The organism is Pseudarthrobacter defluvii (assembly GCF_030816725.1).
GTDB lineage: Bacteria > Actinomycetota > Actinomycetes > Actinomycetales > Micrococcaceae > Arthrobacter > Arthrobacter defluvii_A.
In genome coordinates, this window is the sequence record NZ_JAUSYG010000001.1 from 757,935 (window position 1) to 779,392 (window position 21,458).

Below are 21,458 nucleotides of genomic sequence, written 5' to 3' on the forward strand. Positions count from 1 at the left end.
CGCCGTGTACATCTCTGACTTCGAGTCCCGCACCCGCACCCCGCAGCAGGACGCGTGGGACATCGCGGCCACGGTCTGCGACCCGGAGATCCCGGTGCTCACCATCGCTGACCTGGGCATCCTGCGCAACGTGGAAGTACAAGACAACCACGTCACCGTCACCATCACGCCCACGTACTCGGGCTGCCCGGCCATGGACGCCATCCGGGACGACCTCTACACCGCCTTCAAGAAGGAGGGCTACCAGGACGTGCACGTGGACCTGGTCCTGGCCCCGGCGTGGACCACGGACTGGATGACGGAGGCCGGAAAGCAGAAGCTGCAGCAGTACGGCATCGCCCCGCCCACCGGGAACAGCAAAGCAGGCGGCCACTCCGGCCCCATCCGGCTGAGCCTGGCCGTGAAGTGCCCGCAGTGCAACAGCCTCAACACCAAGGAACTCACCCGCTTCGGTTCCACGTCCTGCAAGGCGCTGTATGTGTGCCAGGACTGCAAGGAACCGTTCGACTACTTCAAAGTCCTGTAAGGAACCCCCATGCCTGTTGTCCGCCAGACCGCCGCCGAAGAGGCTGAGGTGACCGGCCGCCGTCGTCCGTCCTTCCACACCCTGGCCGTCAAGGAGGTGCGCCGGCTCACCGACGATGCCATCGAGGTGGGCTTCCATGTGCCGGCCGAGCTCGCCGGCAAGTTCGACTACCTGCCCGGCCAGTACGTGGCCCTGCGCACCACGCTGCCGGATGAGATCGGCGAGCCGAAGGAAATCCGCCGCAGCTACTCCATCTGCGCCGAGCCGCGCAGCTTCGCGGACGGCACCAGCGAGATCCGCGTGGCCATCAAGAAGGACCTGGGCGGCCTGTTCTCCACGTGGGCCAACGCCGAGCTGAAGGCGGGGGACACCCTGGACGTGATGAGCCCCATGGGCGCGTTCGTGTCCAAGCACGGCCGCGACGGCGTGGCCGTGGACCAGAACGTCATGAACTCCATGAACCACCCGGAGGACCTGGCGGGGGAGGCAGGGAACTTCGTGGCCATCGCGGCTGGGTCCGGCATCACCCCGGTGATCGCCATCGCCCGCACGCTACTGGCCGCCAACCCGGACACCCGGTTCGACCTGATCTACGCCAACAAGGCCGCCATGGACGTGATGTTCCTGGAGGAGCTGGCGGACCTGAAGGACAAGTACCCGCAGCGGCTGGCCATCCACCACGTGCTTTCCCGCGAGCAGCGGATCGCGCCGCTGCTGAGCGGCCGGATTGATGCCGAGAAGCTGCAGCAGTTGCTGGGCATCGCCCTGCATGCGGACGATGTGGACGAGTGGTTCCTGTGCGGGCCGTTCGAGCTGGTGCAGCTGTGCCGGGACACCCTGGCCGAGCGCGGGGTGAAGCCGGAGAATGTCCGGTTCGAGCTGTTCACCTCCGGCAAGCCGGACCGCCCGGAGGGTCAGGCGGGCCGTCCCGTGGTGGTGGATGAGTCCAAGGAGACGTACAAGATCACGTTCAAGCTGGACGGCCTGCAGGGCGAGGTGGCCAGCCCCACCCACGCCCGCGAGTCCATCCTCAACGCGGCGCTGCGGGTGCGCCCGGACGTGCCGTTCGCGTGCGCCGGGGGAGTGTGCGGCACCTGCCGGGCCAAGGTGGTCACCGGCAGCGTGACCATGGACGAGAACTACGCACTGGAGCAGGATGAGCTGGACAAGGGCTACGTCCTGACCTGCCAGAGCCACCCCACCAGCAAGGAAGTCACGGTCGACTTCGACGTCTAAGCCTTTTCCGCCCCAACCAAGGAGCCCCATGATTTACCTTTCCATCAGCAACGGCATCGCCGAGGTAGTGCTGGACGCGCCGCAGAAGCTGAACTCGCTGGATGAGCAGGCGCTGCGGGATTTAACCCAGGCGTACGACGACGCTGCTGCCGCCGCCTCACGCGGTGAGGTGCGGGCGCTGCTGCTGAGGGGAGAGGGCCGGGCCTTCTGCGCGGGCCGGGACATCGCGGGGGTCACCCCGGAGAATGATGACGCCGCCGCGTACCTGGGCGGCCTTGTGGAGCCGTTGCTGAAGAAGATGGCCGCTTTCCCTGCGCCGACCTTTGCTGCCGCGCAGGGGGCATGCCTGGGCGTGGGGCTGGGGCTGCTGCTCGCGACGGACGTGGTGTACGTGGCGGAAAACGCCAAGTTCGGCTCGCCGTTCGCCAAGCTGGGCGCCACGCTGGACTCGGGCGGGCACTGGTACTTCACGGAGCGGCTGGGCATGCACCGGACCCTGGACCTGATCTACACGGCGGACCTGATCTCGGGCGCCGAGGCCGTGGCGCAGGGGATGTTCAGCCGTGCCATGCCGGCTGACTCGTTGTTGGACTCGACGCGGGAGATCGTTTCGCGGGTGGCGGCCGGGGCCACGGGTGCCTTTGTTGCCTCGAAGGAGCTGGTGGCGCACATCCGCGACCAGCGCCTGGGCCTGTGGCAGGCCATGCAGGAGGAAAACGAGGAGCAGGCGCGGCTCTGCAAAACCGACGACTATGCGGAGGGTTTCCGGGCGTTCCAGGAGAAGCGAGAGCCGAAATTCACGGGTTCCCCCCGCTAGAGGGCTGTTCAAGATTCCTTGAAGGATTCTTGATAAAAAATTGCAACGCGTTTGCATAAATCTTTATTTGTGTTCGCGAGAGTAGGCGAAGCCGGGCAACACCGGCCATAGCGCGCTGCCGGTCTCAAACAGGCAGCCGCAGCTGGAAACCTATTCTGGGGGCACAATTGTCTGAAGTTTTGAACGCGGAAATCGAAGGTACGGAAGAGAGCGGCTTCAGCCGCCGAAGGGTAGTTGCGGGCGTCGCCTGGTCGCTCCCTGTCATTGCTACAGCGATTGCTGCTCCTGCTGCGGCCGCCTCGCCGGGGCCGACGCCGACGGCAACGCCCGCATCCGGTTATTCTGTCAACGGTCCCCAAAACATAGTTTCCACAGCCACAGGCGGTGCCAATCACACCCGAACAGGCGTGGTGGTCCCCACGACGTTGAGTCTCAAGGATCTAGGCGGTGTAACCGGCCTCATCAAGGTTGAACTGACTATCGCTCCTCAGACCGTGCAGGCTGCAGCGCCGCTCATTTCTTTTGCTACGGTTCAGTTGGGAACCACGCCCGTCAGTTTCACTCCGAGCCCCTCTGGAAACACGTTCAAGGCCGTCTTCACTTACGCTCTGCCTACAGGCGCAACTGCGCTTGATTTTGGGATTAGCGGCTACACCTACAATGGCCAGAAGAAAGACTCTGGTACGTATTCGGTGACTACGGTGATCACTTTCCAAGAGCGCGGTACCACCAAGCAACTGTTCCCGGGTTCTTCCATCAATCTCGTGAGGCTGTGACCGTGGGTGTGGCATGGCGGCGCTCCGCCCACGTTGCTCAAGTCTGCACAGAACCCCGGGCCCGCGTCGCCTTGCTGCACCTCGATGCGACCCAACCGGTGGTTCTGGAAGGACCAGCAGCGGTTATCTGGGACCTGATTGATGGCCAGCGGACTGAGCAGGACATCTTCGCTGAGCTTGAGGCCACCTTCGAGGACCAGTCAGGACAGATGCAGGCGCAGGTGGAAGGCTTCCTGGCAAGCCTCGAAGCGCAGCGCCTGATCGAGGCTGCCTCCGGCGCTGCTCACTAACGGCATGACTTCCGCGGGAATCACGGGGAGCACACGCTCGGTATGGCAGCAGCGCCTGTTCGATGAATTGGCACGTGGCGGTGACCTCCTGTGTCTGAAGGTCATGGGCCAGCGATTTGTGGTCCGCTGGGGCCGTGCGGTCACGTGGCAGCAGCGGGCATCAATGAGCATCGCCTGGGCACGGTGTATCAGCGGTAGCCTTGAGCCGCTGCTGCCGCCGGAGCCGATGGAGCCCAGTGCTGGCAGCCAGTTCACGGTTTCGGCTACCTGCGCGTCCATGAAGTACGGAGACGGCACCTTCCAGCTCGAGGCAGCCTCCTTTGAGGAGCTGGCTGAAAACCTCACGTCTCGGCTCACGGTGTCCGCGATTCTGGCTAATGCCGGTGAACTGACCATGCTCCACGCCTGCGGAGTAGCGGATCCGGACACTGGGGCAGTGGTTGCTCTGGTAGCCAAGTCTGGAACAGGAAAGACCACCGCAGCGTCCGTGCTCGCCAGGACCTATGGTTATGTCACTGACGAAACGGTAGCCATCGCCTGGGACGGCTCCGTGGTTCCCTATCCCAAGCCCTTATCGGTCAAGCAGGGAGCCGGTGCACCTAAACGCCAGGCGGGACCGGATGAGTTCGGACTTCAGCCGGCCCCGGCTATGCCCTTCATCCAGTCCATCGTGCTTTTGAACCGGGTCCAGGGCGAGCGTCCGGTGGCTCCGGTGCTGAAACGGGTACCGCTGGCCGACGCTTTGCTGGCCCTGATCCCGGAATCGTCCTCGCAGGCCGAATTTTTGGATCCTCTGCAGTCGCTATGCCGCCTCATCGAGAGTGTCGGGGGAGTGTGGCAGGTGACCTACTCGGAAGCAGCCGACCTGCCAACCGTCTTGGAGCCCCTGTTCCAGCTGCAGGCAGCCTCAGGGACCGAGTGGGAACCCGCCGCGCCGGAAGTTGCCCAGGAAGCACCTACTCCCGTCTGGGGCATCCAGCGCAGGGCCCCCAAGGATGCCGTGAAGATCGGTGGGGACCTGCTGGTCATGCTGGACCACGAGATAGTGGGCCTGAGCGGGATCGGCCCCGCCGTCTGGGAGGCCTGCTCCGGGCCGGCACGGCTGGACCAGGTGACTGAACAAGTAGCGAAGGTGCACGGCGAACCGGAAGGTTACCGGGCCGCCGTCGCCGAAGCCGTAGAGCAGCTCATCGCACTGTCGGTTCTGGTACGCAGCGAAATCTGAACCGCCTGCACGGACGCATCAAGAACCTGAACATAAGGAACCACTATGAGCACAACAACCATGCCTCAGGAGCCGTCCCCGGGCCTGGACCTGGCGGACTACCTGGCCATCCTGCGGGTCTACTGGAAGGCCATCGTCGCCTTCACCCTGCTGGCCACCTTGGCGGCGGCCGGGTGGACCGTCCTCCAGCCAAAGATCTACTCCTCTGATTCCAGCGGCATCGTGGTCACGCCGGGCTCGGACAACGTGAGCCTGGCACTCGCCGGCGACAGCCTGGCCAAGGCCAAGGTCAAGAACTATGAGTCCGTGGCGAAATCACGGCTTGTCGCAGACCGGGTCATCCAGGCCCTAGACCTGAAAACAACTGCCGATGTCCTCCTCGGCAGCATCAGTGTCAAGGTGCCGCTGGACACGGCCGAGATCAGGGTTACCGCCCAGTCCAAGGATCCCGCAACTGCGCAGCGGGTGGCCGATGCCTGGGTCAACGGCCTCGCCGCGCAGGTGGAGGCCATTGAGACGGCGCCCCCCGCTGACCCGGCCGGACAGGCCAGCCCTGCGGTAACGCCCAACGCAGGGTCGCAGGCGAATGCAGCCACGGCCGTCCGTCTACTGCCCCTCGGCAAAGCTGTCCTCCCTACCAGCCCCACGTCACCCAACACCAAGCTCAACCTGGCCCTTGGCGCCCTCGTCGGGTTGGCCCTGGGCGTGGCTTATGCGCTGATCCGCCGGCACCTGGACCGGCGGATTCGAAAGGCTGCGGACATCGAGCGGCTGTTCGGCGTCCCCGTAATCGGCACACTCCCGGTGGACCACCGACTCGACGGGAAGAGCACCATCGTGGACGCGGGTACCGCCGCACAGCTTCATGACGCTGGCGGCGCCATGGCTGAGGCTCTCCGCGAGCTCCGCACGAACATCAGCTTCCTTGACGTCGACCAGCCGCCACGGATCATCGTGGTCACGAGCTCGATGCAGGCGGAGGGCAAGTCCACGGTAACGGCCAATTTGGCGGTCACCATGGCGGCAGCAGGTGAAAACGTCGTGGTGGTCGACGGCGACCTCCGCCGGCCTACGCTGGTGGACGTTTTCAACCTGGTTCCCGGCGCTGGGGTCACCGATGTCCTCACCGGCAACGCCGACCTGGTTGATGTCCTCCAGCCCTGGGGTGCGTTGCCCAACCTCTCAGTCCTGGGATCGGGCCGCATCCCGCCGAACCCCAGCGAGCTGCTCGGTTCCCGGGCCATGAAGAACATGCTTACTACCCTGGCCAGGGATGCTGTGGTCCTGATCGACGCACCGCCGCTTCTTCCCGTGACGGACGCTGCCGTCCTCTCGCGCGCCGCCGACGGCGCCATCCTCGTGATTCGGACCGGCAGGACCACCCAGGAGCAGCTGGACCAGTCCCTGGGCAACCTTGAGAAGGTCAAGGGGCGGGTCCTGGGAGCCGTTCTCAACTACGTTCCAATCAGGGGCAGGGACGCCTACTCCTACTACGGAACATATTCCTCGGCGCCCGAGCCGTCTTCTGCGGTACCTGAGGCCGCCGACGATTCGCAGGATGTGGACACCCGTGACGTAATTGACGCCATCCCCGGCGCCCGCAGGGTCAGGATCTAGGCATCCCATGACGATCGCTGGCCATGAAGCTCAACTCAGAATCCCGGAGGGCGTGCTCCTCGGCCACGCCCTCGTGGCTCGCTTGGCGGTCGGCCTGGGCATCAGGGTCTTCTTTATCAAGGGACCCGCTAGCGTCATCCAGGGGCTGCGTCAAGCCAAGGTATCGGCTGACGTGGACGTCTTTGTGGATCCCTCCAGGCTGGACGACTTGCTGGAGGGCCTCCGTGAACGGGGATGGCGGGAACGCCCCGTGGACCCGGACCACAAGACGTTCCCAAAGCACTCCGTGACCCTAGATCATCCAGAGTGGCCTTGTTGCATTGACGTCCATTTTCGTTTCCCCGGAATGGAGAGGGCGGCCGATGACTGTTTCAAGGCGCTGTGGGCAAACACTGTCCACATGCAGCTCGCAGGGCAACGGCTTAGGGTCCCTGTGAAGGCTCTTGGCATCTTGTTTCTGGCGTTGCACGCCCTACGGTCGCACGAGCTGCCAGCCTGCCGGCAGGAGCTTGAGTACTTGGCCGTCCTCACCCGGCGGGAATCCCACGCGGAGGCTCTCCTGGAGCTCGCTTCAGAAACCGGTGCCTTGGCAGCCATAAGGCCCTTCCTCGAGGGTCTTCTGCCCGAGGCCATTGTCCAGGCATGGCCGGAGCCCTCCCGAGAGTGGCGCAACCGCGTTGCCGCGCAGGCGCCTGGGAGCGCCCGGCTCATCGCCATCGTCCAGGCACCCTGGGCGGTCAAACCAAACATGATTTGGGCCGCGATCTTTCCAGCACCGGAAGTCCTACTCAGCGGAAATATCTATGCAGACTTGTCTATTCCGGGAAGACTCAGGCAACATCGCGTCCGGTGGGCGCGCTTTATACGTGGCGTTCCACGACTCATGCGGAGCCTTCGTAGCCTACGATGACTTCGCTTCCAATTGCCGATCAGCCCAACAAATTTGTTAAGGTTCACCTATGACTACGGGGAAAGCTATAACCAAAGCCGTCATTCCTGCTGCCGGATTGGGAACTCGCTTCCTGCCCGCCACCAAGGCAATGCCGAAGGAAATGTTGCCGGTGGTTGACCGTCCGGCCATCCAGTACGTCGTCGAGGAAGCGATCAACGCGGGCCTCTCGGACCTGCTGATGATCACGGGCCGCAACAAGCGCGCGTTGGAGGACCACTTTGACCGTGAGCCCGGCCTGGAGGCTGCGCTGGAGGCCAAGGGGGACAAAGACAAGCTGGGCCTTGTGGAGTACGCCTCCAACCTGGGCCCCATCCACTACGTCCGCCAAGGCGAGGCCAAGGGCCTGGGCCACGCGGTACTCTGCGCCCAGCAGCACGTGGGCGATGAACCGTTTGCCGTTCTGTTGGGTGACGACCTTATCGACGAGGCTGAGGACCTACTGAGCACCCTGATGGAAGTGCAGCAGAAGACCGGTGGTTCAGTCATCGCGCTGATCGAGGTTGATCCGTCGCAGATTAGCGCTTATGGCTGCGCGGACATTTCCGTTGTTGAAGGCGAGGACTACGTCCGCGTCAACAGCCTGGTGGAGAAGCCTGCTGTCGCTGACGCACCGTCCAACCTGGCTGTTATCGGCCGCTACGTGCTGCACCACAACGTGTTCGGCGTCCTGGAGAACACCGAACCGGGCCGGGGCAATGAGATCCAGCTGACCGACGCCCTGCAGACCCTTGCCGCCGGCGAGGGTGAAGGCTCCGGGGTGTACGGCGTGGTTTTCAAGGGCCGCCGGTACGATACCGGTGACAAGCTGAGCTACCTCAAGGCCGTCATCACTCTTGCCTCCGAGCGCGTGGAATTCGGTGAGGACCTGAAAACCTGGATGAAGAGCTTCGTCGGATAACTAAGCTTCTAGCGCTCCGGGGAGGCCTGCTGCCGAAAGGTGGTGGGCCTTCCCTTTTCAGTGGCCCCTAGGCCCAGCAGTGCCCCGATGACAGCACCTGACGTGTTGGTCATGATGTCTGACGGGCTTGCAAAGCGGCCGTGAAGAAACAACTGTTGACCCAGTTCAATGCAGCCGGAAACCAGCAGACCGAATGCGCCAATTTGCCACCAGCTTTTTGTCGGAAATGCTTTGAAAGCCGCAAATCCCACGGGGATGAATAGGGCTACGTTGGCGGATGCCTCTACAAAACTGTAGTTAAGCCAGGCGGGTATTCCATGGTGGTGGAGGAAGACGAGGATTGTTGCGAGCTGTCCTGACACTGGTTTGTCCACCGGCGATGGCCAGAACGCGATGAGAGCGAGGGGCACGGCCATAGCGGCAAGAATTATCTGCCAGAGCCGGTCGTTGCGAAGGGGCTTCAAAAGGACCTCAGGATGGCTGCAGAAGGGCAAATGCCGCCATACCAATGGCTACGGCGCCCAGGAGTATCAGAAGCGCGACATGCACAACTTGGGGCTGGGGGAGCGGGACGGAGAAGTCGAACACCCGTGGTGCTTTGCGCCAATGTCTCCCCATGAATCAAATTGATACCACATAAAGCGAAAGGTGGGTGCTTCTCCGTTAAGGGAGAAGCACCCACCTTCGTTGGTGCTATACAGAGATGTTGCTATGCAGCAGCTTCTGCCTTGGCGCGGCGGCGGACCACCACAACCGAAGTTGCGCCGGCGGCCAGTGCGCCTGCGCCCACCAGGGTCCACAGGATGAGGCCGGAGTCAGCGCCGGTGTTGGCCAGGCCGCCCGTGTTGGCCAGCGGAGCGCCGCCAGCAACGTTTCCGCCGGTGTTGGCCAGGCTGGCTGCAACGGTGACCGTCACGGGGCCGACCGTCACGCCGGACTGAGTACCGGTTGCGGTGATGGAGTAAGTCCCGGCTTCACTGATTGAAATGGGCAGCGACACTGCCCCCTGTGCATCGGCAGTCGCTGACAGGTTCTGCGCTGCGGTCACGACGGCGATGCGAGCGGCAACCGCACGGTTACCAACGCCGGCGCCATTGGATGCAGGAGCCTGGCCCGGCGTAACGTTGATGATCAGTGGTTCGCCAGCGCGGAAGCCTTGGCCGCGGAAGACGAAAGTTTCGCCGGGGCCCACGGTGCCGTCGGAAACAGCCGCCTGCGGCGGAAGTGCCGGGTAGGTTGCGGCCATGGCGGGTGCCGAGCCGATCAAAGCGATGGAACCTGCAAGCGCGAGTGCAGCAAAAGTCTTCTTCATGTGGTGTCCCCCCGGAGACGTGTAATTTTTTTTGATACCCGATATGGGGAGTTGTCCCCTCCGCACGAGACCATGTGCAGAACTACGGATAGATATCCCAAGAAAGACGTTACCATCCGACCCGAGCTACATCCAAGCTCAATCCAGTCGGTTTACATAGTGTTAACGACGTCGTCACTATCCTTGGCCGCAGGACGCATTTTCGGTGGGCAGGATAACGTCCTTTACTTGCTGGACAGTGGGCGTGACAACCACGTTAGGTTCCGTGTGCTGGACGATCTTTCCGAAAGTGAACTCGACGGTCTTGCTGTCTCCTGGGCCAAGTTGCTGAGCTACGATGCCCACCGGCCTGTTCGCATGCGAATACGGAGCAAACGGTGTCTTTTGTCCGTCTACTGTTGCTGATTCCACGTTAGCCTGCACGGGGCCGTAGGCAATGATGTTGGTCTGGACAGAGCCTGGTGCCACGCCAAACACACCGCCGCCCGTGACGTATGAAGGCAGTGAAGCGCCGGCGTCCGCGGGTGCCGTATTCGTGCTTGTAATGCGGACAGTAGTCTGCTCGTAGCCGTCGGCTGGGCATTCCTTGATGAGTTGGACTGTGCGCCTCATATAGAAGTCCATTTTCGCGCCAGTACCGTCGTTAAAGTAAACACCGAACTGGGCGGGGGAGACGCTCGGGCCAGAGACGGACCCGCTTACCATGTACTTGGCAATTACAGACTGCTCGGCGACGTCTCCAGACCAAACAAGCACACGTCCTTCCTCGGCCCCCCGAGTGATTCCTGCGATTAGTCCCTTTGCGTCGCCTTTCCCACCGGAGAGCGCAGCGAAAACCTCCTTAGCTACCCCTGCAAAATACGCGTCCTGCAGTTTGGGCTGTGGAATCTTTGCGTAAACATCTGAGAGTAGGGTGGATGTCACGTTGTTGCCGTTTGAGTTCAGTTGGCAGGCCCGCTGCTTTTGCCGCAGCTAAGTCCGGACCGTGCATGGGGACAGGACCTGTTGCCTGAAGTATGTAACTCAAGACAACAGGGTCGATGGAGACTACGCCGTCAACGTGCTGACCGGTCTTCTTTTCCCACATGGACTGGGCCACTGCTGCAGCAGTCGGGAAGTCCGGAGTAAGGTTTACGTCCTGCATGTACTTTCCCAATCGCGTGGAAAAGATTTGTTGTTGCTGAAGATCCACAGGCAACGATGGGGAGAAGGCGCCTAGTTCGGCGGCGCTACTTTGGGCGCCGAGGGAGAGCTTCCCCTGTTCAAGCGTCAAGACCGCTAGAGCGCCGGGAATGCCGCCCGAAGCGCGTGCCTCGGCGTTGTTCTGAATCATCAGCAAATAATTCCTGCTACCGTCCGCACCCAACATGCGAGGGGCAAGGCTAGCGGCATCCGCCGCGGAAGCGAGTGCTCCACTCGCTTCCCTAAGTTCCTCGCTCGCCTTCTTGAGCGGAGTGGCTACTTGTGGCAAGAGTTGAGTTACATCGATGTCTTGGAGCCTTTGTGAAGACGCTCCAACGGTGTAAGCCGCCGAGACAACACTTGGAGCAGCAGCCTTTAGCGGACCTAAGTTGCTTCCTAGCTCGCTCGGCATCAACGCATCCCAATTGAGCGAGTCGTAGACGTCCACGAGCGGACTAAGACCGAGGCTTGTGACATCATCTGCTGACCGTGCAATCTCGGAGATCGCGCTTGTGTTGGGTCCAAGCCAAGGCAGGCTTGACGAAAGTATCCATACAGGATCTTCAGTTGCTTGGCGGGCAGCTAGAGTGTGCGTTCGGAGTTTCGTAACGGTGCTCGTGGCCGACTCTGCATTCGATGTAAGGACTTCTTGCTTCAATTGGGGAACCAGATCAGCTGCGCTCTCTAGTTCCGTTTTGATCGTATAGGCCTTAGTGCCGATCCATACCGTTCCTCCGCCAAAGAGTAGAATAAATATGAGTAACGGAAGACCAAGTCGTAGGAGTCGGATCGACTTCTTTCTTGAAGTCTTCCAAGGGGCCACCCGACCAGGCACCTCCAATTCTTTCTCCATGGAGTCAGCCGGGCTCATATCACGGCCTGCCGAGGCCACGATATGTCCAACCAGCGGCGCGCCACTTACTAGGATCTAAGATGTTTCTGCCGTCCAAAATCTTTTGGGAGGCAACCAAAGTGCCGGTCTCGTAAGGATCCAAATCACGATAGTCTTGCCATTCAGTCAACAACAACAGAACGTCAGCGCCCTTAAGGGCAGTAGAGGTGGCTTCCTCGTAGTGCAACTCGGGAAAGCGCCGAGCAGCGTTTCCAAGCGCTTCCGGATCGGTTACTGTCACGACAGCGCCCTGAAGCTGCAACTGAGCTGCGATGCTCAAGGCCGGGGAATCGCGAACGTCGTCGCTTTGAGGTTTGAAAGCCGCCCCGAGCACGGTGATTCGCTGTCCTAGAAGTGATCCGCCGCAGAGTTCTCGTGTCAGTTCCACAACTCGAGTGCGTCTACGCATATTGATGGCGTCCACTTCGCGAAGGAAAGTCAAAGCCTGGTCCGCGCCAAGTTCGCCGGCCCTTGCCATAAAGGCCCTAATGTCTTTCGGGAGACAACCGCCACCGAACCCGATACCCGCGTTCAGGAATTTGCGACCTATTCTGTCGTCCATGCCAATGGCGTCGGCCAATAGGGTCACGTCAGCGCCAGCAGCATCACAGAGTTCGGCCATGGCATTGATGAAAGATATTTTCGTTGCCAAGAATGAGTTGGCGGCAGTCTTCACCAACTCGGCCGTCGGCAAATCTGCGACGAGCCGAGGAATGCCCTTTTCGAGCGGGGTAGCGTAAACACGGTCCAAGACCTGAACGCCATGATGTTCCTCTACGCCGCCCGCAACACCATAGACGAGTCTGTCGGGGCTAAGCGTGTCAGAGACGGCATGCCCCTCCCGGAGGAACTCGGGATTCCACAAGAGGTGAGCCTCCGGGCGGGCCTCTTTCACAATTTCGGCCAGCCGCGTGGCTGTCCCAACCGGGACTGTCGATTTTCCCACTACGACGTCCCCGGGCGAGATATATGGTAGGAGACCCATTAGAGCTGCATCTACATACGTCAAGTCAGCGGCATTCTCGCCCTTCTTCTGTGGAGTCCCAACGCAGATGAAGTGCACGGCGCTTCCCTCCGCAGCACCCATATCAGTGCTAAACGAAAGTCGCCCTGTCTCCTGCACCTCCCGGAGCAACTCCTCCAAACCTGGCTCGAAGAAGGGAGCTCGGGCGGCAGCCAGCTCTGCGATCTTCCGCTCGTCCACATCGATGCCGACTACCTCGTGTCCGAGCTTTGCCATGCAAGCGGCGTGGACTGCCCCTAAATAGCCACACCCAATAACCGATATTCGCATTAGTTTTCCTTCCCGAAGGCGACAAATGAGTCGCCAGAGAATTAGTAGGCTCCGGCGCTCCGAAAAACGGCGCGGAAGGTCTTCATGAGGATGAGTAGATCACCGGCCAATGACCAGTTCTCCACGTAGTACAGGTCGAGACGTACAGAGTCCTGCCAGGAGAGGTCCGATCGGCCGCTCACCTGCCACAGACCGGTGAGCCCAGGCTTAACCAGCAACCGTCGTCGAACGTCTTGCTCGTATTCTTCAACTTCAGATGGGAGAGGCGGTCGCGGCCCGACCAGGCTCATGGAACCAGTGATGATGTTAAAGAGCTGAGGCAATTCATCCAAGCTGAATTTGCGCAGCAGCTGACCCACCCGAGTTACACGGGGATCATTTTTCATTTTGAATAATACGCCATTACCGTCGGTGAGGTGCTGCAGTTCTGTCAGGCGTCGCTCAGCATCCACCACCATGGATCGATACTTGTACATTTTGAATGGCCTGCCCTGCATTCCAACGCGATCTTGCTTGAAAAAGATGGGTCCGTTGTCGTCCAACTTTATGAAAAAAGCGACAAGCAACATAATTGGGAGCAGGAAGATAATTAGAAGGCCAGATACTGTTATGTCGAATAGGCGCTTGATTACTCTTTGGCCTCCTTCAAGTGTCGGTGTCGTCACGTGAATCAACGGCAGTCCGGCCACTTGCTGCGTATGAATTCTGGGGCCAGCGATATCTGTCAGAGCCGGAGCCATTATCAGACCGACGTTCTGAGCAGCCAACTCCCATCCCAAGTGCCGCAGGGTCTGAGGATGCAATTGGACACCTGCCGAGACCGCAACAGCATCCGCTCCGCAGGTCTTGATAGCTGACATGATGTCTGCCACATCTGGTTCATATCCGAGTATTGGCAGCCCTGATCCGGGTTCAATGGGGGTGACAGAGCGGGCGCCTGGTGTGTAGGCCGCCACCGGACTGTAGCCTGCCGTCTTGGCGCTTGTCAGAGAGTCGAATAAGTGAGCAACAGCACTCTGGCTCCCGAGTAAGAGCAATCGAGACATGCTTTCGCCCTTAAGGCGATTTACACCTAGGTGTTGCCTAAGAAGCCACCGGCCTACAAGCAAGCCCGTCAACCCAACAGGCAGGGCAACGCCAACATAACCTCTTGCAGTGTCAAATCGAAATACATACGAGATGATTGCTACGAGACCGAATAGCCAGAGAGAGGCGGCCGCTACCCTTTTGTACTCGTCGGCACCTGCACCCAAAATGCGGCTTTGCCGTGAGTTCCAGGCTCCAAGCATTACCCACCACGCCGTTGCTAGGGCAACTGACAGCCAGATGTACAGCGACTCTTGGCCGGAGATCACGGAGCCGGCGTCCACGCCAAAACGAACGAGATACGCACCGGCCACGGCCCAGACTATGACGAACGCATCAACGACACGTAGCGCGCGAGCAGTCTTGGCGCGCCAATTGGACACCGTCCCCATCCAATATCCCCATAGTGTAAATACCTCTGGCGAACAGTTCGCCCTTTGACTGAATGACCGCGCATAGGCTGTGTAGCAGAGCCTGAAGCCGTCGTATGACTAGCAACAGTCGTAGTCTGACGGTCACGAAGACTATATCTCGCTTCGTCCACGCCCTTTGACTTGCGCGTCATCAAACCAGGGAAAACTTGGTCAGGTCCCGGCCGCAGGGCAACAGGAGTCGGCCCAGTTGTCGACGAACCCGCAGGGTGCTCTATCATTTCACTCGGCGAGAGCGACCTGCGGCAGGGTGAGGAACTAGCCAGACACCTCGGTGCTGCCCACCACTACCGGCTAGGTACGGTTGTGACAAGCACATTTATCGCCTGCATATTCAATTACTTGGGGGTTTCTTTTGTCCGGACTCATTGTGCACGAGTGGCTCGAAAGGCATGGTGGTGCTGAGTCGGTTGTTGAGCAATTCAGCGAACTCTATCCGGATGCCCCGATCTTTTGCCTCTGGGATGACTACCCCCAGCGATTCGCAGGGCGAGAGGTCAAGCAGTCGTGGCTCGGTTCTACCCCGCTTCGTCATTCGAAACCAGCGGCTCTTCCCTTTATGGTTCCAACGTGGCGCCGCATTCCGCAGACGGATGTCGACTGGATTTTGTGTAGCTCGCATCTTTTTGCCCATCACGCCCGCCTCCTCAAGCATGATCCGGGCGTGAATAAATTTGTCTACGCCCATACTCCGGCAAGATACATATGGAACCCGGAACTTGATACCCGGGGCAAATCTATCGCGGTTCAAGCTGCCGCTCGGGTTCTCCGGACTATCGATAAGAAGCGTGCCGCTGAGGCTACGTCAATTGCTGCAAATAGCAGATTTGTAAGAAACAGGATTCAAGAAACCTGGGACATGCCCGCATCTGTCATATATCCTCCCGTTGATGTCGCGTATTTTTCGGTTGAAGATGGCGTTTCGAAAGATTTGACAGATAGTGAACTTCGTATTCTTGAGAACCTTCCGGATCACTTTCTTCTAGGGGCCTCGCGCTTTGTTCCATACAAAGGAATGAACGTAGTTATAGATGCCGGTGTCGCTGCTGATGTGCCTGTCGTGCTGGCGGGTGACGGGCCGGAGTTAGATTCTCTACGTCACCAGGCAAACTCCGTCCGCATTCCAGTGCAGATTCTTCAGTCGCCTTCCCGGCCGCTACTTCGAGCTTTGTATCAGCGGGCGTTGGTGTTTGTTTTTCCACCTATCGAGGATTTTGGGATAATGCCGGTAGAAGCCATGGCTGCCGGCACCCCGGTCATAGCCAACCGTGCTGGTGGTGCGGGTGAAAGTGTAGTGGACGGGCAATCCGGGATCCTAATAGAGAATTTCAACAAAACCAGTCTTAGTGAGAGCGTGTCCGCTGCCACCGGCTTGCAACCTAGTGCTCCCCGAGATAGAGCACAGTTCTTCGATAAATCTATTTTTCGAAAGCAAATTTCTGAATGGATGAAGTCATGAATCAGACGACGGTAGATTCAAGACCCCTTAACGTTCTCCATCTCGACCATAGTCATGAGGCTGGCGGCGCAGAGCTAGCCCTAGTGCGGCTTGTCTGCAACGCGTCCAATTGGCATCCCAGTGTTCTCCTTCCGACTTCGGTATCAGGCGACGGGGGAGTGTTTGAAGGTCTCCCGTCAAGAGTTCCTCGTAGCGATACTGGACCTGCTCAGAGTCCCGGACAGTCTTCCCAAGGTTCAATCGGGCGTATTGCACGATTTGTAGTGCAAGTTTTTGGTCAGGCTGTAGCTGTTCGCCGCTCCGCTGAATTTAAGCACGCGGATGTTGTCCACGCGAATACGACACGAGCAGGTCTATACGGTGCGCTTGCTTGTCTCGGTACTAAAAAGAAGCTGGTCCTACAGTTGCGGGACCAGATTACTAGGGAAAGTCTAGGAACTCTGGGTCAACAGGCATTTGCCAGGATCGCGCTGCGTCGTGCTGATGGAATCATTTCAAATTCCCAATCAACTCTTGCCACTGCAACTGTGCTACAAGGACGCCGCAGGGTACCGAGCGCGGTAATTCACAGCCCCATTGGGAACCTTCGAGCTGAACGAATGAATTCGTCATCGCGGCAGGAACCGCTGCGTATAGCCATGATCGCTCGAATAGATCCATGGAAGGGACAGTCGCTGGTGTTGGAGGCCTTTTCTGCCGCTTTTCCTGAAGGAAACGAACAGCTTTTCTTCGCCGGCGGTTCGCTGTTTGGCCACGAGGAATACATGTTGAGTCTTCAGCGCGAAGTCGCGTCAAGAAAGCTCCACGATCGCGTGCATTTCTTGGGGCACGTAAATGACATATCACCATTGCTATCAGATATCGACGTCTGTGTGCAGGCTTCTACCCGCCCAGAGCCTCTTGGACAGAACGTACTGCAGTATTTGGCCGCAGGTAAGGCAGTCGTGGCCGCTAATGAAGGGGGTCCAGCAGAGTGGATCTCCCATGGCGAAAATGGTCTGCTGTTCGAACCGCGCAACTCATCTGCCCTATCGGATTCCCTTCATATGTTGTCTTCTGATAGACACTTGCTGCAAAGACTCCAGGATGCCGCGCCGCGAACAGCGGGGTTGCTGACAGACCTTGAAGTCGCAGAGGCCCACGGTCAAATGTTCGCCGAGGTGGTCAAGTGATCAGGACGCGTTGCGATATGAGTGGCAGGCAACGAAGTTACGGAGGTAAAACGTTGGTGGAGGATGAGGACTGCAGCATAGCGAATGCCGCTTGGGGTGAAACAGCTTCTTTGCTGATTTGGTCATCGCCGTCCACAAAAGGCGCCGGAGCATACCAGCTATGGGAAAACTATAGCCGGTCCTTATCGCCCCTGGTAGCAGAGCTGGTACTTCTTCGTGGGCACGACAGCAGTGACACCGTGCCAAATCCGCAGATCAAACTTGGAATGAGGTCGGTCCTTTGGGCCCTTACCAACCTTCGCGGCCAGATAGCAAGTAGAAAACGCGCAAACGTTGTAACCTCGATTTCACAGTCGGACATAATTTTTGGCCTATTCTTGCGTAAACTCACCAAGGCAAATTGGACAATCTATGTTTTAGGACAACCGTATCCCGTCGAAGGCCAAACGGGGCGGCTAAAGCGGATCGTGTGGAAGTACCTATGGTTGTATTCTGCCCGTAAGGCTGACCGTATAGTGGCGGTTAGTGACTACATTTCGCGAATCATTTCTCGTGATATACGCAACCGCGAAATAGAGACCGTATACCCATCGTTGAGCGACCACCAGGACTTGGCGAATTCAGTTCAACGCACTGCTTCCAAACGACTGCGAGTCGGGTTCGTAGGTAGGCTATCACCCGAGAAAGATCCGGCTTTATTCTGTTCAATTCTTGGCGATTTTCCGGAAGTGGACGCGAAAATATATGGTGATGGCCCTCTACGCCCTCAGGTGGAGAAGGTTTTGAATGCAGTGGAGTTGGCCGGGTTCCGTCCACAACGGGAGATCTACTCTGCGCTGGACGTGCTTATGATGACATCGCAGTCGGAGGGCTTGCCTATGGTGCTGGTCGAGGCAAGTTTGACTGGCGTGGTGCCTTTGGTTTGTGACATAGGAGGCTGCGCCGAGGCCATTCATCCGGACAATCGTGAACTTCTCGTAATCCCAACAGCGGAGCGCCGCAACGTGTCGCTCTGGCGATCCCGCCTGAAGGTGCTTCAGGATTCTGACACCCTTAAGGCCGCGGCAGACCTCCAAAAGCAATGGGCAGAGCAAAATTTTGACGCCAAAGTCAATTCTGAGGCACTTGCGTCGCTACTTCTTGGAGGTGCCTAGATGATGAACTCGCTGAAGCTTAGGTTTCTTCGGATTATGGATGAAAGAATTGTTCGACACCTTCCTGGGGAGTCGGTGAGAAGTATAAGGCTTCGATTGCTTCGGTTGGCTGGGGCTGAAGTAGGGAGAGATGTTGTTCTAGCCCAAGGCGTCAGAGTCATCGGTGCCGATCATTTAGTGATTCAGGATGGAGCCTCTATCGCTCGCGGCACAGTTTTGGACGCGCGGGGTGGCCTGATAATCGAACGAGGCGCACTGATTGGGTTTTGAGTCCATCATTTTGACCTCAACCCATAATTCGGAGTCGATTGATACTCCGGTCCACAGTCAGGGAATGTTCTCGAAGGAGGTAGTTATCGGTGCCTTCAGCTGGATTGGCACACGCTGCGTCATACAGCCGGGAGTCGTGATCGGTGCAAATGTGATTGTAGGCTCCTCAGCCGTCGTCACCAAGAGCCTGCAGTCAGACGCCATATATGCCGGAGTACCAGCCCGGTTCATTCGACGTCGCTGATGTGGTCCAAAACGAGAAGTCTGTTGGGCAGCCCATATATTGCTCAACTTATAAGTCTAGGTGGCAGCGCTGCTCTCACTTTCTTCAGTGCACTGTTCTTAGTCCCTGACGAAAGGGGCCACGTAGCTATCTTCTTGGCCGTGATAAGTGTTGGAAGTTACCTCGCTTGCTTTGGCGTACAATCCGAAGTTCTACAATGCAGCGCAAGGGGAGACCATCTCACCGCGCGGCTCATAATTAGGGGCCACCTTCTCCCCCAAATACTTGTATCCGTTCTAACCGGTGCAATCCTCTTGTTTGCTAAACCATTTCCGGGTATGCCAGATTTTGTAGCCGTTTTGAGTGCTATGGGAGTCTTTGTTGGCTCACTGTTCAACAACTTGAGCTGGCGGCAGTACGGGAACGGTCAGTATTTTCTGAGCACAGCTCTGCGAGGCGTCGTGCCGCTGCTGACCCTGATTACCTCATTTGGCCTCTACGTATTTTTATCTGTATCGGCCACGACTGTAGCGGCTGTGTACGTCAGTGTTCAAACTATTTGCTGTCTATTCTTGACTGAGTTTTCACACATTCGCGAAAGTTTTTCATGGGGCAGTATGTTTGCGGTTTACAAGAGATCCGTTTCATTTTTCCTATCGCAAGCGCAATCTCTAATTTTGTCACGTACGCCGGTGATTGCGTCTGGCATTTGGCTACCACCGGCCGTCACGGCCGCGATTTCGATTGCATTGAGTCTTGCTGAGCTGCAATCCAGCCTTCCCCAAATGCGCTCCGCTATTTCATTCAAGGAGGCAAGTTCAGCCCGACGACCTCGCCTTACGAGTAGGCAGCTCTATTCGGCTCTTCGCGCGCTCTGGCCTGGAACGGTGCTTGTTGTGATCATTTCTTTCGCAGCGCGCGAGTTTCTGAATGAAGCATATAGAGATCTTCCCTTACTGGTCGGGCTGTTGTCCCTGGGAGTTGCCGTTCAGGCTTTGACGGCATCAGCAATAAACATTCTTACTGCCCGTCGTTCTCTCGGTACGGCTATCGGCATCCAATTAGGGATTATCTGCTTGGCCTTCGCAGCGCTAACTAATTTCTCAGAAGGACGCGTACCCGTCGGTATCGGACTCTGGTCTGTTTCTGTCGCATTGGGAGGCTTGGGCATAATCGCGCTTGCCATGAAATACAAGAGAGGTCGCCACTTATGACTGGAGGGGCTAAATTATCCCAAATCGTTTTTAGTCTCGCCGCTGCAGTGCTTGTCATCACTTGTGGCGCTGCTCCCGGCTTGACGCGCTATGTGTCGAATCTTCGGGCGCCGCTCAATGTACTACCAGACCTGTGCTTGGCGGTGCTACTAATTTCCTCTATCTTTGGACAACGCCAGTCAGGAACCCGCAAGTCTCCAGCGTGGTACGCTGCGTGGCTTTTCATGCTTTGGGTCCTTGCAGTTACAGTTCCCTCTGTCCTATCGATGGCTGATCAGGCTATTTACGGTCTGAGGGCCATGATCTGGGGCCTCGTGATCGCAATGCTCATGCAAACCATGCCTCTTCGTGCACAAGAGAAGAGACACATCAGGTTCGCAGTGTTGGGCGTTCTGACGGTTAATATGGTCGTTGCCCTTTGGCAGGCTGTTTTTGGTCTAAGTGCTGTTGAACTTCGTGATTTGGTTGAATCCGGCGCGAGCTACCAAGTCGATTCACAGACACGCCTCTTGGGCCTGCAGGCTACCGGCCAAGAGCTGTCGATGCTTGCTGGCAGTGCTTTTGTATGGGCGTGTGCCACGACGATTACGAAAGGATTTCGAGCCGCTGGCCCCGCGGTTTGGATCCTAGGTTTTACTTCCGCTGTAGTGACGCTTGTTGTTCTGCAGCGGAGCGCCCTAATTGGTGCCCTTGTTGCACTGGCTTTATTGGCGTTTTCCGTCAGTTCCTGGCGGTTTTCCGGGCGACGGGGTCGGGTGGCGAGACGATTCATAATCGTCGCTGGCATTTCGATGCTTAGCGTTGTTGCTTTGGCCGCTTATGCGCCCGACCGGGTTGACCTCGCGCTTGCAAGATTCCAAACACTCTTTGGTCTATCGTCGGACTATTCCTTCAATGTAAGGCAGGATACGACGCTGCCGGTGGCTCTAAGGCTTATCGGTGAGGGCCCGCTGGGATATGGGCTGGGCGCGTCGGGCCCTGTGGCTGCCAAGTTTCTTCCGCACGGTCCACTAGCAGACTATCCATTGGGCGGCATAGCCGCTGACAATGGTTATCTTTTCGTAGGACTACAGATAGGCCTTCCAGGCCTGGCGGCTTTCATCCTGCTTCTCCTTACATGGGCTATCTACGGCTCGTTCCTCCTGGTGCCTGATCAGCGGCGATCTTCTTCCCGCGCGGTGATCTGCTTTTTGGCGGCGATTATGCTTTCAGGCTCTTTCTGGGGCCTTACTGGGGCTATGGCAGTTATAGCAATGCTCGCGAGCCTTGACCATGGCGACACTGAGGACAGTGTTCCCGATGTTGACGAGATGCTCAGGACCCGCCGGGACCACCGACGGAGCTTTTGAGTCATGACAAGTCGCCTAGACTAGAAGATCACGTTCACGCTCGATCTACTCCGTCGCGGTCTAGGCGCAAACTTTGGCCACCC

At 58.5% G+C, this 21,458-nt stretch carries 21 protein-coding genes and 1 pseudogene; 16 read left to right on the forward strand and 6 right to left on the reverse strand.

The window, feature by feature from the left end; translation table 11 throughout:
* Positions 1–4 precede the first annotated feature (4 nt).
* The 9 genes from paaD (at position 5) to galU (ending at position 8,337) form a co-directional block, all read left to right on the forward strand.
* Positions 5–526 (forward strand): 1,2-phenylacetyl-CoA epoxidase subunit PaaD, encoded by a 522-nt coding sequence (gene paaD / locus QF031_RS03495; RefSeq protein ID WP_307424146.1) that lies wholly within the window; start codon positions 5–7, stop codon positions 524–526.
* A 9-nt stretch (positions 527–535) separates the two neighbouring features.
* Positions 536–1,762, forward strand: a complete 1,227-nt coding sequence (gene paaE, locus QF031_RS03500) for a 1,2-phenylacetyl-CoA epoxidase subunit PaaE (protein WP_307424149.1) — start codon at positions 536–538, stop codon at positions 1,760–1,762.
* A 28-nt stretch (positions 1,763–1,790) separates the two neighbouring features.
* Complete coding sequence (locus QF031_RS03505; protein WP_307424151.1) at positions 1,791–2,579, forward strand: enoyl-CoA hydratase/isomerase family protein; 789 nt, start codon at positions 1,791–1,793, stop codon at positions 2,577–2,579.
* A gap of 167 nt (positions 2,580–2,746) precedes the next feature.
* The gene (locus QF031_RS03510; protein ID WP_307424152.1) at positions 2,747–3,355 is read left to right on the forward strand and encodes a hypothetical protein; all 609 of its coding nucleotides are present in this window, start codon (positions 2,747–2,749) and stop codon (positions 3,353–3,355) included.
* A gap of 2 nt (positions 3,356–3,357) precedes the next feature.
* On the forward strand, positions 3,358–3,645 hold the full coding sequence (locus QF031_RS03515) for a PqqD family protein (RefSeq protein WP_307424154.1): 288 nt from the start codon (positions 3,358–3,360) through the stop codon (positions 3,643–3,645).
* Between the two features lie 4 nt (positions 3,646–3,649).
* Positions 3,650–4,870 (forward strand): PqqD family protein, encoded by a 1,221-nt coding sequence (locus QF031_RS03520; RefSeq protein WP_307424156.1) that lies wholly within the window; start codon positions 3,650–3,652, stop codon positions 4,868–4,870.
* A 45-nt stretch (positions 4,871–4,915) separates the two neighbouring features.
* Positions 4,916–6,487: a polysaccharide biosynthesis tyrosine autokinase gene (locus tag QF031_RS03525; RefSeq protein WP_307424160.1), complete on the forward strand. Its 1,572-nt coding sequence runs from the start codon at positions 4,916–4,918 to the stop codon at positions 6,485–6,487.
* Positions 6,488–6,494: 7 nt separating this feature from the next.
* Complete coding sequence (locus QF031_RS03530; RefSeq protein WP_307424163.1) at positions 6,495–7,397, forward strand: nucleotidyltransferase family protein; 903 nt, start codon at positions 6,495–6,497, stop codon at positions 7,395–7,397.
* A 49-nt stretch (positions 7,398–7,446) separates the two neighbouring features.
* Positions 7,447–8,337, forward strand: coding sequence for a UTP--glucose-1-phosphate uridylyltransferase GalU (gene galU / locus QF031_RS03535; protein ID WP_307424166.1), 891 nt, complete (start codon positions 7,447–7,449; stop codon positions 8,335–8,337).
* 8 nt (positions 8,338–8,345) lie between these two features.
* Here galU and QF031_RS03540 read toward each other — a convergent pair whose 3' ends face one another.
* The 6 genes from QF031_RS03540 to QF031_RS03565 all read right to left on the reverse strand — a co-directional run bounded on the left by QF031_RS03540 (position 8,346) and on the right by QF031_RS03565 (position 14,495).
* Positions 8,346–8,753, reverse strand: coding sequence for a VanZ family protein (locus tag QF031_RS03540; RefSeq protein WP_307424170.1), 408 nt, complete (start codon positions 8,751–8,753; stop codon positions 8,346–8,348).
* A 293-nt stretch (positions 8,754–9,046) separates the two neighbouring features.
* Complete coding sequence (locus QF031_RS03545; RefSeq protein WP_307424173.1) at positions 9,047–9,649, reverse strand: LPXTG cell wall anchor domain-containing protein; 603 nt, start codon at positions 9,647–9,649, stop codon at positions 9,047–9,049.
* Positions 9,650–9,826: 177 nt separating this feature from the next.
* A complete protein-coding gene (locus QF031_RS03550; protein WP_307424176.1) occupies positions 9,827–10,573 on the reverse strand; it encodes a hypothetical protein in 747 nt (248 codons plus the stop codon).
* A complete protein-coding gene (locus QF031_RS03555) occupies positions 10,491–10,982 on the reverse strand; it encodes a DUF4012 domain-containing protein (protein ID WP_307424178.1) in 492 nt (163 codons plus the stop codon). Before QF031_RS03555 ends, QF031_RS03550 begins: the two co-directional genes overlap by 83 nt.
* A 721-nt stretch (positions 10,983–11,703) precedes the next feature.
* Complete coding sequence (locus QF031_RS03560; protein WP_307424180.1) at positions 11,704–13,017, reverse strand: UDP-glucose dehydrogenase family protein; 1,314 nt, start codon at positions 13,015–13,017, stop codon at positions 11,704–11,706.
* A 41-nt stretch (positions 13,018–13,058) separates the two neighbouring features.
* On the reverse strand, positions 13,059–14,495 hold the full coding sequence (locus QF031_RS03565) for a sugar transferase (RefSeq protein ID WP_307424182.1): 1,437 nt from the start codon (positions 14,493–14,495) through the stop codon (positions 13,059–13,061).
* A 394-nt stretch (positions 14,496–14,889) separates the two neighbouring features.
* Between QF031_RS03565 and QF031_RS03570 the strand changes: the two genes are divergently transcribed.
* From QF031_RS03570 to QF031_RS03595, 7 genes and pseudogenes are all read left to right on the forward strand, one after another.
* Positions 14,890–15,993, forward strand: coding sequence for a glycosyltransferase (locus tag QF031_RS03570; RefSeq protein ID WP_307424184.1), 1,104 nt, complete (start codon positions 14,890–14,892; stop codon positions 15,991–15,993).
* Positions 15,990–16,556, forward strand: a pseudogene (locus tag QF031_RS21420) (glycosyltransferase); the annotation flags it as partial. The gene QF031_RS03570 and the pseudogene QF031_RS21420, both read left to right, overlap by 4 nt.
* A 36-nt stretch (positions 16,557–16,592) precedes the next feature.
* Positions 16,593–17,165 carry a glycosyltransferase gene (locus tag QF031_RS03575; RefSeq protein ID WP_307424187.1) on the forward strand — a complete coding sequence of 191 codons (573 nt, stop codon included), beginning with the start codon at positions 16,593–16,595 and terminating at the stop codon, positions 17,163–17,165.
* A gap of 377 nt (positions 17,166–17,542) precedes the next feature.
* Positions 17,543–18,319, forward strand: coding sequence for a glycosyltransferase family 4 protein (locus tag QF031_RS03580; protein ID WP_307424189.1), 777 nt, complete (start codon positions 17,543–17,545; stop codon positions 18,317–18,319).
* A 334-nt stretch (positions 18,320–18,653) separates the two neighbouring features.
* Complete coding sequence (locus QF031_RS03585) at positions 18,654–18,833, forward strand: acyltransferase (protein WP_307424193.1); 180 nt, start codon at positions 18,654–18,656, stop codon at positions 18,831–18,833.
* A gap of 317 nt (positions 18,834–19,150) precedes the next feature.
* Positions 19,151–20,026 (forward strand): hypothetical protein, encoded by an 876-nt coding sequence (locus QF031_RS03590; protein WP_307424196.1) that lies wholly within the window; start codon positions 19,151–19,153, stop codon positions 20,024–20,026.
* A 266-nt stretch (positions 20,027–20,292) separates the two neighbouring features.
* Complete coding sequence (locus tag QF031_RS03595) at positions 20,293–21,375, forward strand: O-antigen ligase family protein (protein WP_307424199.1); 1,083 nt, start codon at positions 20,293–20,295, stop codon at positions 21,373–21,375.
* Positions 21,376–21,458: the final 83 nt, after the last annotated feature.